The organism is Pseudomonas sp. Marseille-Q1929 (assembly GCF_017316265.1).
Lineage (GTDB): Bacteria > Pseudomonadota > Gammaproteobacteria > Pseudomonadales > Pseudomonadaceae > Aquipseudomonas.
The window spans coordinates 530,475-544,492 of record NZ_JAFLWU010000001.1 but is presented as its reverse complement, the minus strand read 5'-3'; the positions used below and the strand labels follow the sequence as shown (position 1 = coordinate 544,492).

11 protein-coding genes are annotated in these 14,018 nt (G+C 61.6%); 10 read left to right on the top strand and 1 reads right to left on the bottom strand.

The annotated features are described in order from the left end of the window. The first annotated feature begins 52 nt into the window (after positions 1–52). From mreC to tldD, 7 genes are all read left to right on the top strand, one after another. On the top strand, positions 53–1,183 hold the full coding sequence (gene mreC / locus J1G37_RS02495) for a rod shape-determining protein MreC (RefSeq protein WP_207040206.1): 1,131 nt from the start codon (positions 53–55) through the stop codon (positions 1,181–1,183). Beyond that, positions 1,183–1,671 carry a rod shape-determining protein MreD gene (mreD, locus tag J1G37_RS02490; protein ID WP_207040068.1) on the top strand — a complete coding sequence of 163 codons (489 nt, stop codon included), beginning with the start codon at positions 1,183–1,185 and terminating at the stop codon, positions 1,669–1,671. Before mreC ends, mreD begins: the two co-directional genes overlap by 1 nt. A gap of 50 nt (positions 1,672–1,721) precedes the next feature. Next, on the top strand, positions 1,722–2,318 hold the full coding sequence (locus tag J1G37_RS02485) for a Maf family protein (RefSeq protein WP_207040067.1): 597 nt from the start codon (positions 1,722–1,724) through the stop codon (positions 2,316–2,318). Between the two features lie 70 nt (positions 2,319–2,388). Next, a complete protein-coding gene (rng, locus tag J1G37_RS02480; RefSeq protein WP_078740732.1) occupies positions 2,389–3,846 on the top strand; it encodes a ribonuclease G in 1,458 nt (485 codons plus the stop codon). A 42-nt stretch (positions 3,847–3,888) separates the two neighbouring features. Beyond that, positions 3,889–7,704 carry a YhdP family protein gene (locus J1G37_RS02475; protein ID WP_207040066.1) on the top strand — a complete coding sequence of 1,272 codons (3,816 nt, stop codon included), beginning with the start codon at positions 3,889–3,891 and terminating at the stop codon, positions 7,702–7,704. A gap of 48 nt (positions 7,705–7,752) precedes the next feature. After that, complete coding sequence (locus J1G37_RS02470; RefSeq protein ID WP_207040065.1) at positions 7,753–8,601, top strand: carbon-nitrogen hydrolase family protein; 849 nt, start codon at positions 7,753–7,755, stop codon at positions 8,599–8,601. Between the two features lie 16 nt (positions 8,602–8,617). After that, positions 8,618–10,060, top strand: coding sequence for a metalloprotease TldD (tldD, locus tag J1G37_RS02465; protein ID WP_124527472.1), 1,443 nt, complete (start codon positions 8,618–8,620; stop codon positions 10,058–10,060). Positions 10,061–10,107: 47 nt separating this feature from the next. Here the strand turns inward: tldD and yjgA are convergent, their stop codons facing one another. Beyond that, entirely contained in the window at positions 10,108–10,629 is a 522-nt protein-coding gene (yjgA, locus tag J1G37_RS02460) for a ribosome biogenesis factor YjgA (RefSeq protein WP_017738766.1), read from the bottom strand. 108 nt (positions 10,630–10,737) lie between these two features. Here yjgA and pmbA point away from each other — a divergent pair, with 108 nt between their 5' ends. From pmbA to J1G37_RS02445, 3 genes are all read left to right on the top strand, one after another. After that, positions 10,738–12,084, top strand: a complete 1,347-nt coding sequence (gene pmbA, locus J1G37_RS02455) for a metalloprotease PmbA (protein ID WP_207040064.1) — start codon at positions 10,738–10,740, stop codon at positions 12,082–12,084. A 151-nt stretch (positions 12,085–12,235) separates the two neighbouring features. Then, positions 12,236–12,631, top strand: a complete 396-nt coding sequence (locus tag J1G37_RS02450) for a FagA protein (RefSeq protein ID WP_207040063.1) — start codon at positions 12,236–12,238, stop codon at positions 12,629–12,631. Next, positions 12,624–14,000 carry a class II fumarate hydratase gene (locus J1G37_RS02445; RefSeq protein WP_207040062.1) on the top strand — a complete coding sequence of 459 codons (1,377 nt, stop codon included), beginning with the start codon at positions 12,624–12,626 and terminating at the stop codon, positions 13,998–14,000. The genes J1G37_RS02450 and J1G37_RS02445 overlap by 8 nt, the downstream gene beginning before the upstream one ends. The last annotated feature ends 18 nt before the right edge of the window (positions 14,001–14,018 follow it).

Genomic DNA, 14,018 nt, shown 5'->3' with positions numbered 1-14,018 from the left:
CCGGTTAGAAGCCGTATGAATAAAGAAAACATTTGCCTGGGAGGAGCGGCTTATTAAACCGCTTTTTGCCAAAGGCCCCTCATTGGGCGTGCGCCTGCTGGTGCTGGTCGTGCTTTCGGTCGCGCTGATGGTGGTCGATGCCCGTTTCGCATTGCTCAAGCCCGTGCGCAGCCAGATGTCGCTGGTGTTGATGCAGACCTACTGGATCACCGACCTGCCGCAACGTCTCTACCAGGGCGTGGCCAGCCAATTTGGCAGCCGCACCGAACTGGTCGCCGAGAACGAAAAACTCAAGACTGAAAACCTGCTGTTGCAGGGGCGCATGCAAAAGCTCGCGGCTCTCACCGAGCAGAACGTTCGGCTGCGCGAGTTGCTCAACTCGTCTGCGCTGGTCAACGAGAAGGTCGAAGTCGCCGAGTTGATCGGCATGGACCCCAACCCCTTCACCCATCGCATCATCATCAACAAAGGTGAGCGCGACGGTGTGGTCCTTGGCCAGCCGGTGCTCGACGCCCGTGGCCTGATGGGCCAGGTGGTCGAGTTGATGCCCTACACTTCGCGTGTACTGTTGCTGACGGACACCACCCACAGCATTCCGGTGCAGGTCAACCGCAACGGCTTGCGCGCGATTGCCAGCGGCACCGGCAACCCGGAGCGCCTGGAATTGCGCCACGTGGCCGACACCGCTGATATCAAGGAAGGCGACCTGCTGGTCAGCTCCGGCCTGGGTCAGCGGTTCCCGGCGGGTTATCCGGTGGCGACGGTCAAGGAAGTGATCCACGATTCCGGCCAGCCGTTTGCCATCGTCCGCGCCGTGCCGACGGCGGCCCTGAACCGCAGTCGCTACCTGCTGCTGGTGTTCAGCGACAACCGCACGCCAGAAGAGCGCGCTAATGAGGCTGCCCAGGCCCAGGAAGCGGAAGACCAGCAGAACGGCACCGCGCCGATTGTGCCAGCGACCGTGCCCAAGCCTGCCGCTGCTACGCCGGCCACACCTGCGGCCGTTCCCACGCCTGTTGCCACGCCCGTCAAGCCGGCTGCGCATCCAGTCAAGCCTGCGGCCACCAAGCCACCGGCTTCGGCGCCCACCACTGCAACACCGGCGACTAAACCGCCTGCTGCTGCCCCGGCTGCCCGTCCAGCGGCAGCGGCCCCGGCAACCACGCGGCAGAGGGAGGAATAATGGCCGGTACTCATTCGCGCAATGGCTGGATCGTCTGGTTGACCTTTGCAGTCGGCTTGCTGCTCAGCGTTTCACCCTTGCCGCAATTCATGGAAATCCTGCGCCCGCTGTGGCTGGCATTGCTGCTGGCCTTCTGGGCGCTGAACCTGCCGCATAAAGTCGGCATGGTCACCGCGCTGTTTCTGGGCTTGGCGGAAGATGTGCTGTATGGCACCTTGCTGGGTCAGAACGCGTTGATTCTCACGCTGATCACGTTCCTGGTGTTGTCGTTGCAGCAGCGTTTGCGGATGTTCCCGATGTGGCAGCAGTGCCTGGTGATCCTGGTGATCTTCGGCCTGGCGCAGCTTGTTCAACTGTGGCTCAGTGCCTTGACCGGCAATCGCCAGCCAACCCTGGCGTTGGTATTGCCGGCGTTGGTGAGTGCGCTGCTGTGGCCATGGATCAGTTTTGGCCTGCGTGGGTTACGTCGTCGCTATAAGATCAATTGAATGGATTGCGAGGCTCTGCCTGGTTATCGCGCCCTACAGGGAGAGTCTGCATGAATTCGCTTTATCTGGCCTCGGGCTCTCCGAGGCGGCGTGAACTGCTGACCCAGATTGGTGTGCCTTTTACCGTGGTCAGCGCCGCCATTGATGAAACCCCTCTTACAAATGAATCCGCCGTTTCCTACGTCGAGCGTCTTGCGCGCGGCAAGGCAGCGGCGGGTTTGGCTGCGCTCGAAAATACCTCCGGTGCCTGTGTGCTGGGTGCTGACACGGCGGTGATCGTGGACGGCAAGATCCTCGGCAAACCGGTGGATCAGGCGGATGCGCTGGCGATGTTGATGGCCCTGGCGGGGCGTGAACATGAAGTCCTCACCGCCATTGCGCTCACCGACGGCCCGCGTTGCGAAACCGTTTATGTAAGCAGTCGTGTACGTTTTCGCGCTATTACTGTCGAGGAAGCTACAACCTACTGGCACAGTGGCGAACCCCAGGACAAGGCGGGCGGCTATGCTATTCAAGGGCTTGGATCGGTGTTTGTCGCCGGGCTCAATGGCAGTTATTCCGCCGTGGTAGGCCTGCCGGTGTGCGAAACCGCGCAACTGCTCGACCAATTCGGCATACCCTGTTGGCAAAACCTTACCGCGCGCTGAACGCCTTACGCCAGCGCCCAGCCATAAGCGATCGGTCACTATTGTGAAAACGCCTGAACGAGACCCAGCCATGAGTGAAGAGATTCTGATCAATATCACGCCGATGGAATCGCGCGTGGCGGTGGTAGAGAACGGTGTTCTGCAAGAAGTGCACGTCGAGCGCACCCAAAAGCGCGGGATCGTCGGCAATATCTACAAGGGCAAGGTGGTACGCGTACTGCCGGGCATGCAGGCGGCATTCGTCGATATCGGCTTGGATCGTGCCGCGTTTATTCATGCGTCGGAAATCTCCCTGCGCGAAGGCCCTGCGGTGGAAAGCATCAGCGCCCTGGTGCATGAAGGGCAGAGCCTGGTGGTGCAGGTCACCAAGGACCCCATCGGTTCCAAAGGCGCGCGCCTGACCACTCAACTGTCGATTCCATCGCGCTACCTGGTGTACATGCCGCGTACCGCCCATGTCGGCATTTCCCTGAAGATCGAAGACGAAGCCGAGCGTGAGCGCCTGAAAAAGGTGGTCAGCGACTGCGTGGCCGCCGAAGGCATCAAGGAAGCCGGCGGTTTTATCCTGCGCACGGCAGCCGAAGGTGCTGGCGGCGATGAAATCCTCATGGATATTCGCTACCTGCGACGCCTGTGGGACCAGATCGGCGCACAGATCAAAACCATCGGTGCCCCGAGTGTGATCTACGAGGACCTCGGCCTGGCCCTGCGCACCCTGCGTGATCTGGTCAGCCCGAAGATCGAGAAAATTCGCATCGACTCGCGGGAGACCTTCCAGCGCACCACGCAGTTTGTCGCCGAGCTGATGCCGGAAATTGCTGATCGCCTGGAACACTACCCGGGTGAGCGACCGATCTTTGACCTGTATGGCGTCGAAGATGAAATCCAGAAAGCCCTGGAGCGCAAGGTGCCACTCAAGTCCGGTGGCTACCTGGTGGTGGACCCGGCGGAAGCCATGACCACCATCGACGTTAACACCGGTGCGTTCGTGGGCCATCGCAACCTCGAAGAAACCATCTTCAAGACCAACCTCGAAGCCGCTACCGCGATTGCCCGCCAGCTGCGCCTGCGCAACCTGGGCGGCATCATCATCATCGACTTCATCGACATGGAAGATGAAGAGCACCAGCGCCAGGTGCTGCGCACCCTGGAGAAGCAGCTGGAGCGTGATCACGCCAAGACCAATATCATCGGCATCACCGAACTGGGCCTGGTGCAGATGACCCGCAAGCGCACCCGTGAAAGCCTTGAGCAAGTGCTGTGCGAGCCGTGCAGCAGTTGCCAGGGGCGCGGCAAGTTGAAGACCCCGGAAACGGTTTGCTACGAGATTTTCCGGGAAATCTTACGCGAGGCGCGAGCCTACCAGGCTGAAGGTTATAGAGTGCTTGCCAACCAGAAAGTGGTCGACCGACTGTTGGATGAAGAGTCCGGCAACGTCGCGGAATTGGAGGGGTTTATCGGGCGCACGATTCGTTTCCAGGTTGAAACCATGTATTCCCAGGAACAATACGACGTGGTGCTGCTCTGATCCCCATTCGCTTTCTTTTTACTGCCTTGAGGGTCGCCTGACATGGAGCGTCTGATACGCTTTTTTGCCGCTTTGACCCGTTGGGGCCTGGGCCTCTGTGCGTTGCTGCTGGTCCTGGCGGCGGTGTATGTGAGCCTGGGGCGCGAATTGACCCCGCTGGTGGCCGAATACCGTGCCGAGGTCGAAGCCAAGGCCCAGGCGGCAGTGGATATGCCGCTGCACATTGGCAGCCTTGAAGGCCGCTGGAGCGGCTTTGCCCCTGTGCTGTTGGCCCACGACGTGATGGTGGGCGAGGGCAGCAGTGCCTTGCGCCTGGACCAGGTCGAAGTGGTGCCCGATGTCTGGGCCAGCCTGATGGCCCGTGAAGTGCGCATTGCCCACCTGGAAGTCAGCGGCCTGCAACTGAGCGTCAAGGAAGACAAGGACGGCCACTGGGCGCTGCAAGGCCTGCCGGTGCAGGATGAGCAACCGCTGGACCCGCAGCAAGTGCTGCAGCGCATGCAGATGGTCAAGCGCGTGTCGTTGCTCGACAGCCAGGTCACCCTGCAACCCTTCGACCAGCCACCGTTGACCCTGACGTACGTCGGCCTGAGCCTGCACACCGGCATTACCCGTCAGCGCCTCGACGCACGCCTGACCCTGCCCGACGGCCAACCGCTGGCGTTGAGCTTGCGCACGCGGATCCGCGCGAGCCAATGGCAGGACGGTGAAGTCCAGGCTTACTTGAGCCTGCCACAGAGCGACTGGGCCAAGTGGATTCCGGCCCGGCTGACGCAGCAGTGGAAACTCACCCAATTCAAGGCCGGCGGCGAATTCTGGCTGACCTGGGCCAAGGGCGCCGTGCAAAGCGCAGTGGTGCGCCTCAATTCGCCACAGGTGAAGGGCAGCTACGCCGAGCGTAAGCCGGTGCACATTGAAAACCTTGCGCTCAACGCCTACCTGCAACGCAGTGATACGGGCCTCAAGGTGGTGTTCGATTCGCTGGCGATGAACCTCGGGGAGACCCGCTGGGAATCACGTCTGCAATTGCAGCAGAGCCTGGCCACCGACAAGGAGCAGGAAACCTGGAAACTCCAGGCCGACCGTCTGGACCTGACTCCCATCACACCGCTGTTGAATGCCCTGGCGCCGTTGCCGGAGGGGTTTGCCAAGACCATCGAACACTTGAAGGCCACGGGTCTGCTGCGCAATGTGCTGGTGGACTTCCGCCCTCAGGACACCACGGATCAAAAAGTCAGTTTTGCCGCCAACCTGGAGCGGGTCGGTTTTGACGCCTACTTCGGTGCGCCGGCTGCGCGTAACGTGTCCGGCAGCATCAGCGGTGACATGGGCCATGGCGAGCTACGCATGGACAGCAAGGATTTCTCCCTGCACCTCGATCCGATCTTCGCCAAGCCCTGGCAGTACATCCAGGCCAATGCGCGCCTGACATGGAAGCTGGATAAAGAAGGCTTCACCCTGATCGCGCCGTATATCAAGGTGCTGGGCGAAGAAGGCAAGGTCGCCGCCGATTTCCTGATCCGCCTGCACTTTGACCACAGCCAGGAAGACTACATGGACCTGCGGGTCGGCATGGTCGATGGCGATGGGCGCTTCACCCCCAAATACCTGCCGGCGGTGTTGAGCCCGGCGCTGGATGAATGGCTGCGCACGGCGATTCTCAAGGGCGCGGTTGACGAGGGTTTCTTCCAGTACCAAGGCTCGCTGAACCACGACGCGTTGCCGGCCTCGCGCAATATCAGCCTGTTCTTCAAGGTGCATGACGCTGAGCTGGCGTTCCAGCCAGGCTGGCCCCATGTGAGCAAGGTCAAGGGTGAGGTGTTTGTCGAGGAAAGCGGTGTGCGCATCCTCGCCAGCAAGGGGCAGTTGCTCGACACCAAGGTCAAGGATATCTACGTCAATATTCCCCATGCGCCTGCTGGCAAGGACAGTCATCTATTGCTCACCGGTGGTTTTGCCGGAGGCTTGGGTGATGGCCTGAAGATCCTGCAGGAAGCGCCGATTGGTACGGCTGCAACCTTTGCCGGCTGGAAGGGCGAGGGCGACCTGCAAGGCAGCCTGGACCTGGACGTGCCGCTGGCCAAGGGCACCGAGCCGAAAATCGTGGTGGACTTCAAGACCGACAAGGCACGCCTGCAACTGGCCGAGCCGACGCTGGACCTGACCCAGCTCAAGGGTGATTTCCGTTTCGACAGTGCCAAGGGCCTCAGCGGCCAGAACATCACGGCCCAGGCCTTTGACCGGCCCATCACCGCGCAGATTTTTGCCGACGGCAAGCCGGGCAATATCAGCACGCGCGTGACTGCCAAGGGCCAGGTCACGGTCAAGCGGCTGACGGACTGGTTGAAAGTCGGCCAGCCGTTGCCAGTGTCCGGCGACATTCCCTACCAGTTGCAACTGAACCTGGATGGGGCCGACAGCCAACTGATGGTCAGCTCCAACCTCAAGGGCGTGGCGGTGGATTTGCCGGCGCCTTTCGGCATGCCGGCCAGCCAGGGGCGTGACAGCGTGTTCCGCATGACGTTGCAGGGTAACGAGCGGCGCTACTGGTTCGATTATGGCGAGTTGGCGAATTTCACCTTTGCCGCGCCGCCAGACAAGTTCAACGAAGGCCGTGGCGAGTTGTTCCTCGGTGATGGCGATGCGCTGCTGCCTACGGTCAAAGGCTTGCGTATTCGCGGGGTCTTGTCGGAACTCGACATCGATCCGTGGAAAAAACTCGTAGACCGTTATGCCGGCAATGACCCCGGCGGTAGCGCCAAGCAGTTGCTCAGTGGCGCCGATTTCAAGGTCGGCAAGCTGACCGGTTTCGGCACCCAGTTCGACCAGGTCAAGTTGCAGCTAGACCGCAAGCCCGCCGCCTGGGCCTTGCAGCTCGACAGCCAGCAGGCCAAGGGCAGCGTCAACCTGCCGGACGCCAAGGCCGCGCCGATTGCGATCAACCTGCAGTACGTGAAGTTGCCGGCGGTGGACCCGAGCGTCCAGGCCGACGAAAACGCGCCGGACCCCTTGGCCAACATCGATCCCAAGGACATTCCCGCGCTGGATATCGCCATTGATCAACTGTTCCAGGGGCCGGACCTGATCGGCGCCTGGTCGCTGAAGATCCGCCCGACGACCAAGGGCCTGACCTTCAATAACCTGGACCTGGGCCTCAAGGGCATGCAGCTCAAGGGCGACGGCGGCTGGGAAGGCGCACCCGGGACCAGCAGCAGTTGGTACAAGGGGCGCCTGGACGGCAAGAATATCGGCGATGTGCTCAAAGGCTGGGGTTATGCGCCGACCGTGACGAGCAAGGACTTCCATCTGGACGTGGACGGCCGCTGGCCGGGTTCGCCGGCTTATGTGGGGCCTAAACGTTTCTCCGGCAGCCTGGATGCGACCTTCCGCAGCGGCCAGTTTGTTGAAGTGGAAGGCGGTGCCCAAGCGCTGCGTGTGTTTGGCCTGCTCAACTTCAACTCGATCGGGCGCCGGCTGCGCCTGGACTTTTCCGACTTGCTCGGCAAGGGCTTGAGTTACGACCGGGTCAAAGGTTTGCTGGCCGCGAGTAACGGCGTGTTCGTCACCCGCGAGCCGATCACCATGACCGGGCCATCGACCAACCTGGAGCTTAACGGCACCCTGGACCTGGTGGCTGACCGTGTCGACGCCAAGTTGTTGGTGACGTTACCGGTCACCAACAACCTGCCGATTGCCGCGCTGATCGTGGGCGCGCCGGCGATTGGCGGTGCGCTGTTCCTGATCGACAAGCTGATCGGTGATCGTGTGTCGCGTTTTGCCAGCGTGCAATACAAAGTGGAAGGGCCGTGGAAGGACCCGAAAATCACCTTCGACAAGCCATTTGAAAAGCCAAACTGAGAGGCTGTGGAGTAGCATGGCCGCACGCCCATTACGGAGAGTCGGCCCATGTCCTTTGCGGTAATTCAAATGGTCAGCCAGAGCGATGTGCTGGCCAATCTGGCCCAGGCCCGGCGCCTGCTGGAGCAAGCGGCGGCAGGCGGTGCGAAGCTGGCCGTGTTGCCGGAAAATTTCGCCGCCATGGGCCGCCGTGACGTGGCCGATATCGGCCGCGCCGAGGCGTTGGGCGAAGGGCCGATCCTGCCGTGGTTGAAACAGACCGCCCGCGACCTCACCTTATGGATAGTGGCCGGCACCTTGCCGTTGCCGCCCAAGGATCAGCCGAACGCCAAGTCCAACGCCTGCTCGCTACTGGTCGATGACCGCGGCGAAATCGTTGCCCGTTACGACAAGCTGCACCTGTTCGATGTGGATGTTGCCGATGCGCGCGGTCGTTATCGCGAATCCGACGACTATGCTTTCGGGAGCAACGTGGTGGTGGCGGATACGCCGGTGGGGCGCTTGGGCCTGACCGTGTGTTACGACCTGCGCTTCCCCGAGCTGTACAGTGAATTACGGGCGGCGGGGGCTGAATTGATTACCGCGCCGTCGGCCTTTACGGCGGTGACCGGCGCCGCGCACTGGGACGTGCTGATTCGCGCACGCGCCATCGAAACCCAGTGTTACCTGCTGGCGGCTGCCCAGGGCGGCGTGCATCCGGGGCCGCGGGAAACCTATGGCCACGCAGCGATTGTCGACCCCTGGGGGCGTGTGCTGACACAACAGGATCAAGGCGAAGCGGTGTTGTTGGCCGAACGCGACAGCAGTGAACAGGCGTCGATACGGGCGCGCATGCCGGTGGTCAACCATCGGCGCTTTTTCTCGCAGGGCGCACAGCGGCCTGCTTCGGAACGATGAATTTAAGGCCAAACCTATGAGCGAGTTGTTGTCCTCAGTCAGTGAACACCTCCTGGCACCCGGTGGCGTGACCATCGAAAGCTTGCAAACCGTGCTCGGCGATCTGGCCGGGCCGGGTATCGACGCGGCCGACCTGTATTTCCAGGGGCAGATTTCCGAGTCCTGGGCCCTTGAAGACGGCATCGTCAAGGAAGGCAGCTTCAACCTGGATCAGGGTGTAGGCGTGCGCGCGCAATCCGGTGAAAAAACCGGTTTTGCCTATAGCAATGCCATCACGCTGGAAGCCCTGGGCCTGGCGGCGCGTGCGGCGCGCTCGATCTCCCGTGCTGGCCAGAACGGCACGGTGCAGGCGTTTACCACCCAGGACGTGGCGCAGTTGTATGGGCCGGATAACCCCCTGGAAGTGATCAGCCGTGCGGAGAAGGTCGAGCTGCTCAAGCGTGTCGACGCCGCTACCCGCGCCCTTGACCCGCGTATCCAGCAAGTCACGGTGAGCATGGCCGGTGTGTGGGAGCGCATCCTGGTGGCGTCCACCGACGGCAGCCTGGCGGCGGATGTACGGCCGCTGGTGCGTTTCAATGTCAGTGTGATCGTCGAGCAGAATGGCCGTCGTGAGCGCGGCGGGCATGGCGGCGGCGGGCGTACCGACTACCGTTATTTCCTCAGTGATGACCGTGCCATGGGTTATGCCCGTGAAGCGCTGCGCCAGGCCCTGGTCAACCTGGAAGCCATTCCGGCGCCGGCCGGTACGTTGCCGGTGGTGCTTGGGTCGGGTTGGTCCGGCGTGCTGCTGCACGAAGCCGTGGGCCATGGCCTGGAAGGCGACTTCAACCGCAAGGGCAGTTCCGCCTACAGCGGGCGCATGGGCGAGATGGTTGCGTCCAAGCTGTGCACCATTGTCGATGACGGCACGTTGGCCGGCCGTCGTGGTTCGCTGAGCGTTGATGACGAAGGCACGCCGACCGAGTGCACCACGCTGATCGAAAACGGCGTGCTCAAAGGCTATATGCAAGACAAGCTCAACGCCCGCCTGATGGGCGTGGCACGTACCGGCAATGGCCGTCGCGAGTCCTATGCGCACTTGCCGATGCCACGCATGACCAACACCTACATGCTCGCCGGAGAAAGCGATCCGGCGGAGATCATCGCCTCGGTAAAACGCGGGATCTACTGCGCCAACCTTGGCGGCGGCCAGGTGGATATCACCAGTGGCAAGTTCGTGTTCTCCACCAGCGAGGCGTACCTGATCGAAGACGGCAAGATTACCGCGCCGGTCAAAGGGGCAACGTTGATCGGTAACGGGCCGGAAGCCATGAGCAAGGTGTCGATGGTCGGTAACGACCTGTCGCTGGACAGCGGTGTGGGCACGTGCGGCAAGGATGGGCAGTCGGTGCCGGTGGGTGTCGGCCAGCCAACGCTGAAGATTGATGCGATCACCGTGGGTGGCACGGGCTCGTAGGAAGGGTGGAGCTTCGGGTGGCGAAGATCGCCACCCGGGGAAGAGGATCAGCGCAGACCGCGTTGAGTCTCGTCCAGCTCACGGATGTACTTGAAGATTTTACGGCTGGTGGCCGGCGCCTTGTTGTGCGCCTGCTCGTGTTGGGCCTGGCGGATCAGGGAGCGCAATTGCTGGCGGTCCGCGTCCGGGTAGTCCAGCACGAATTTCTCCAGCACGGCGTCATCGCCCGCGATCAGGCGGTCACGCCAACGTTCCAGGTTATGGAAGCGTTCGTTGTACTGGCGAGTGGAGGCATCGGTTTGATCAAGCAAGGCCAGAATGGCGTCAGTGTCCTGATCGCGCATCAGCTTGCCGATAAACATGATGTGCCGTTTACGCGCGATATTCGCGGTGTGCTTGGGTGCATCCGCCAGCGCCCGGCGCATTTCGTCGGTCAGGGGCAGTTTTGCAATCAAGTCTTTCTTGAGCGTTGTAAGGCGCTCGCCAAGGTCAACCAGAGCATGCAGCTCACGTTTGACCTGGGTTTTGCTTTTCTCCCCATCGAGGGAGTCGTCGTAAGAATCAACCATGGTGGCAGTCCGCAAAGAAACGCCGCCATGATAACCAGTCGGGGGCCGCTTGTCCGGCCCGGTCGCTCGATGGCCTTAACCGAAAGCAGAATTTGAGTGGAGAAAACCATGAGTGCAGCCCAAAGCGTCGGTCCGCAAGCGTTACCGGCACTGCAGGAACAAGTCGAGCAGATCCTTGCCGAGGCCAAGCGCCAGGGGGCCAGTGCCTGTGAAGTGGCGGTGTCGCTGGAGCAGGGGCTGTCGACGTCGGTCCGTCAGCGCGAAGTGGAAACCGTTGAGTTCAACCGTGACCAGGGCTTTGGCATCACCCTGTACGTGGGGCAGCGTAAGGGCTCGGCCAGCACCTCGGCCAGTGGCCCGGAAGCGATTCGCGAGACCGTCGCCGCCGCGTTGGCGATTGCCAAGCATACCTCCGAGGATGAAAGCTCGGGCTTGGCCGACAAGGCGCTGATGGCCAAGGATTTGAAGGACTTCGATCTGTTCCATGAATGGGATATCACCCCGGAACAGGCCATTGAATTGGCATTGACCTGCGAAGCCGCGGCGTTCGATGCAGATGCCCGCATCAAGAACGCTGATGGCACCACGTTGAGCACGCATCAAGGTTGCCGCGTGTACGGCAACAGCCACGGTTTTGTCGGCGGTTATGCCTCCACCCGCCATAGCTTGAGCTGCGTGATGATCGCTGAAGCCAACGGCCAGATGCAGCGCGACTACTGGTATGACGTGAGTCGCCAGGGCGAACTGCTGGCCGACCCGGCCAGCATTGGCCAGCGTGCTGCGCAACGTGCCGCCAGCCGCTTGGGCGCCCGTCCGGTGCCGACCTGCGAAGTGCCGGTGCTGTTTTCGGCGGAGTTGGCCGGTGGTTTGTTCGGCAGTTTCCTCAGCGCGATTTCCGGTGGCAACCTGTACCGCAAGTCTTCGTTCCTTGAGGGCGCTATCGGGCAAAAGCTGTTCCCGGAGTGGTTGACCCTCGATGAGCGCCCGCACCTGATGCGTGCCATGGGCAGCTCGGCGTTTGACGGCGATGGCCTGGCGACCTATGCCAAACCGTTCGTCGAAAACGGCGAATTGGTGTCCTACGTCCTGGGCACTTACTCCGGCCGCAAGCTAGGCCTGCCAAGTACGGCCAACGCCGGTGGTGTACACAACCTGTTCGTCACCCATGGCGATGAAGACCAGGCGGCGTTGTTGCGTCGCATGGGACGTGGTCTGCTGGTGACCGAGTTGATGGGCCATGGCCTGAACATGGTGACCGGGGATTACTCCCGGGGTGCGGCGGGCTTCTGGGTGGAAAACGGCGAGATCCAGTTCGCCGTCCAGGAAGTCACCATCGCTGGCAACATGCGCGACATGTTCAAGCAAATTGTCGCGGTGGGTAACGATCTGGAACTGCGCAGCAACATTCGTACAGGCTCGGTGCTGATCGAGCGGATGACTGTCGCCGGCAGCTAATCCCTCCGACGCTTCACCTAAAAAAGGCGCGCCATCTCAACGATGGCGCGCCTTTTTTTGTGGCTGCATTACAGGCGGATTAATCTGCCACTCTTGTTTTGATTCTCAATATCATTTAATAATAAATATCATTACCGGATGAGTGTGGATCATGAGTTCAGTCCTGCATGAGGATCCTTACCTGGAGAGCTGGCGCTGGATGAGTCGCCAGATTCGCTGCGGCCTCAACCCCGACGAGCCGCGCCTGATCGAGCATTACCTCAACGAGGGTCGCTACCTGGCGTGCTGCACCGCGACCCATCCGTGGACGATCGCTGAAACCTCATTCCGCCTGCTGCTCGACACCGCCAGCGATATCGCGCTGCCCTGGCATTGGCGCTCCATGTGCCTGGACCAGGCCTGGCGTCCCCTGCGTGACCTGGAAAAACTCTCTCACTGTGCCTGCCGCCTCAAGCGTTGGCAGAGCTTTGCGTGGCGATTGGCGACCTGCGAATTGCTGCCGTCTATTTCTCACTCCGACCTGGTGCAAGGATCTAACGATGAGTAACACCCGTATCGAACGCGACAGCATGGGCGAACTGCAAGTGCCGGCCGAGGCCTTGTATGGCGCACAAACCCAGCGCGCAGTGAACAACTTCCCGATCAGTCACCAACGCATGCCGGCGCAATTCGTCCGCGCCCTGATCCTGGCCAAGGCCGCCGCCGCCAAGGCCAACGTCGACCTCAAGCAAATCACCGAAGGGCAGGGCAAGGCCATCGTCGATGCCGCCCAGGGCTTGCTCGAAGGCGACTTCATGCAGCATTTCCCGGTGGATATTTTCCAGACCGGCTCCGGCACCAGTTCCAACATGAACGCCAACGAAGTGATCGCGACCCTGGCCAGTCGTCTGCTGGGCGAGGCGGTCAACCCCAATGACCACGTGAACTGCGGCCAAAGCAGCAACGACATCATTCCAACCACTATCCACGTCAGCGCCGCGCTGGTCCTGCACGAACAAACCCTGCCAGCGTTGCTGCACCTGGTGCTGGTGATCGAGCGCAAGGCGGAGGAAGTCCACCCGTTCATCAAGACCGGTCGCACGCACCTGATGGACGCCATGCCGGTGCGCATGAGCCAGGTACTCAATGGCTGGGCACAGCAACTCAAGGCCAACATCGGTCACTTGCAGGATTTGCTCCCGAGCCTGCAGGCCTTGGCCCAGGGCGGCACGGCGGTCGGCACCGGGATCAACGCCCACCCGGAATTCGCCGCGCGTTTCAGCCAGCAGTTGAGCAGCCTGACGGACGTGACCTTCACTCCGGGCAAGAACCTGTTTGCGCTGATTGGCTCCCAGGACACCGCCGTCGCCGTCTCCGGCCAGTTGAAAGCCACTGCCGTGTCGCTGATGAAAATCGCCAACGACCTGCGCTGGATGAACTCCGGACCGCTGGCGGGCCTTGGTGAAATCGAGCTGGAAGGCCTGCAACCGGGCTCCTCGATCATGCCGGGCAAGGTCAATCCGGTTATCCCGGAAGCCACGGCCATGGTCGCCGCCCAAGTCATCGGCAATGACACGGTCATCACCGTCGCAGGCCAATCCGGCAACTTCGAGCTGAACGTGATGTTGCCGATCATCGCCCAGAACCTGCTCAGCAGCCTCGAACTGCTGGCCAATTCCAGCCGTCTGCTGGCGGACAAGGCCATCGCCACCTTCAAGGTCAACGAAGCCAAGCTCAAGGAAGCGCTGTCGCGCAACCCGATCCTGGTTACGGCACTCAACCCGATCATTGGCTACCAAAAGGCCGCTGAAATCGCCAAGAAAGCCTATCAACAAGGCCGCCCGGTGATTGATGTGGCCCTTGAACACACCGACTTGCCCCGCAGCCAACTGGAAGTCCTGCTGGACCCGGAAAAGCTCACGGCCGGCGGCGTGTAATCACCGACCCTGCTTTGG

Bases quoted from the DNA above. Each gene is read 5' to 3' on its own strand.
- mreD (WP_207040068.1), top strand. From the start codon at position 1,183: ATGGCCGGTACTCATTCGCGCAATGGCTGGATCGTCTGGTTGACCTTT.
- J1G37_RS02485 (WP_207040067.1), top strand. From the start codon at position 1,722: ATGAATTCGCTTTATCTGGCCTCGGGCTCTCCGAGGCGGCGTGAACTG.
- rng (WP_078740732.1), top strand. From the start codon at position 2,389: ATGAGTGAAGAGATTCTGATCAATATCACGCCGATGGAATCGCGCGTG.
- J1G37_RS02475 (WP_207040066.1), top strand. From the start codon at position 3,889: ATGGAGCGTCTGATACGCTTTTTTGCCGCTTTGACCCGTTGGGGCCTG.
- J1G37_RS02470 (WP_207040065.1), top strand. From the start codon at position 7,753: ATGTCCTTTGCGGTAATTCAAATGGTCAGCCAGAGCGATGTGCTGGCC.
- tldD (WP_124527472.1), top strand. From the start codon at position 8,618: ATGAGCGAGTTGTTGTCCTCAGTCAGTGAACACCTCCTGGCACCCGGT.
- yjgA (WP_017738766.1), bottom strand. From the start codon at position 10,629: ATGGTTGATTCTTACGACGACTCCCTCGATGGGGAGAAAAGCAAAACC.
- pmbA (WP_207040064.1), top strand. From the start codon at position 10,738: ATGAGTGCAGCCCAAAGCGTCGGTCCGCAAGCGTTACCGGCACTGCAG.
- J1G37_RS02450 (WP_207040063.1), top strand. From the start codon at position 12,236: ATGAGTTCAGTCCTGCATGAGGATCCTTACCTGGAGAGCTGGCGCTGG.
- J1G37_RS02445 (WP_207040062.1), top strand. From the start codon at position 12,624: ATGAGTAACACCCGTATCGAACGCGACAGCATGGGCGAACTGCAAGTG.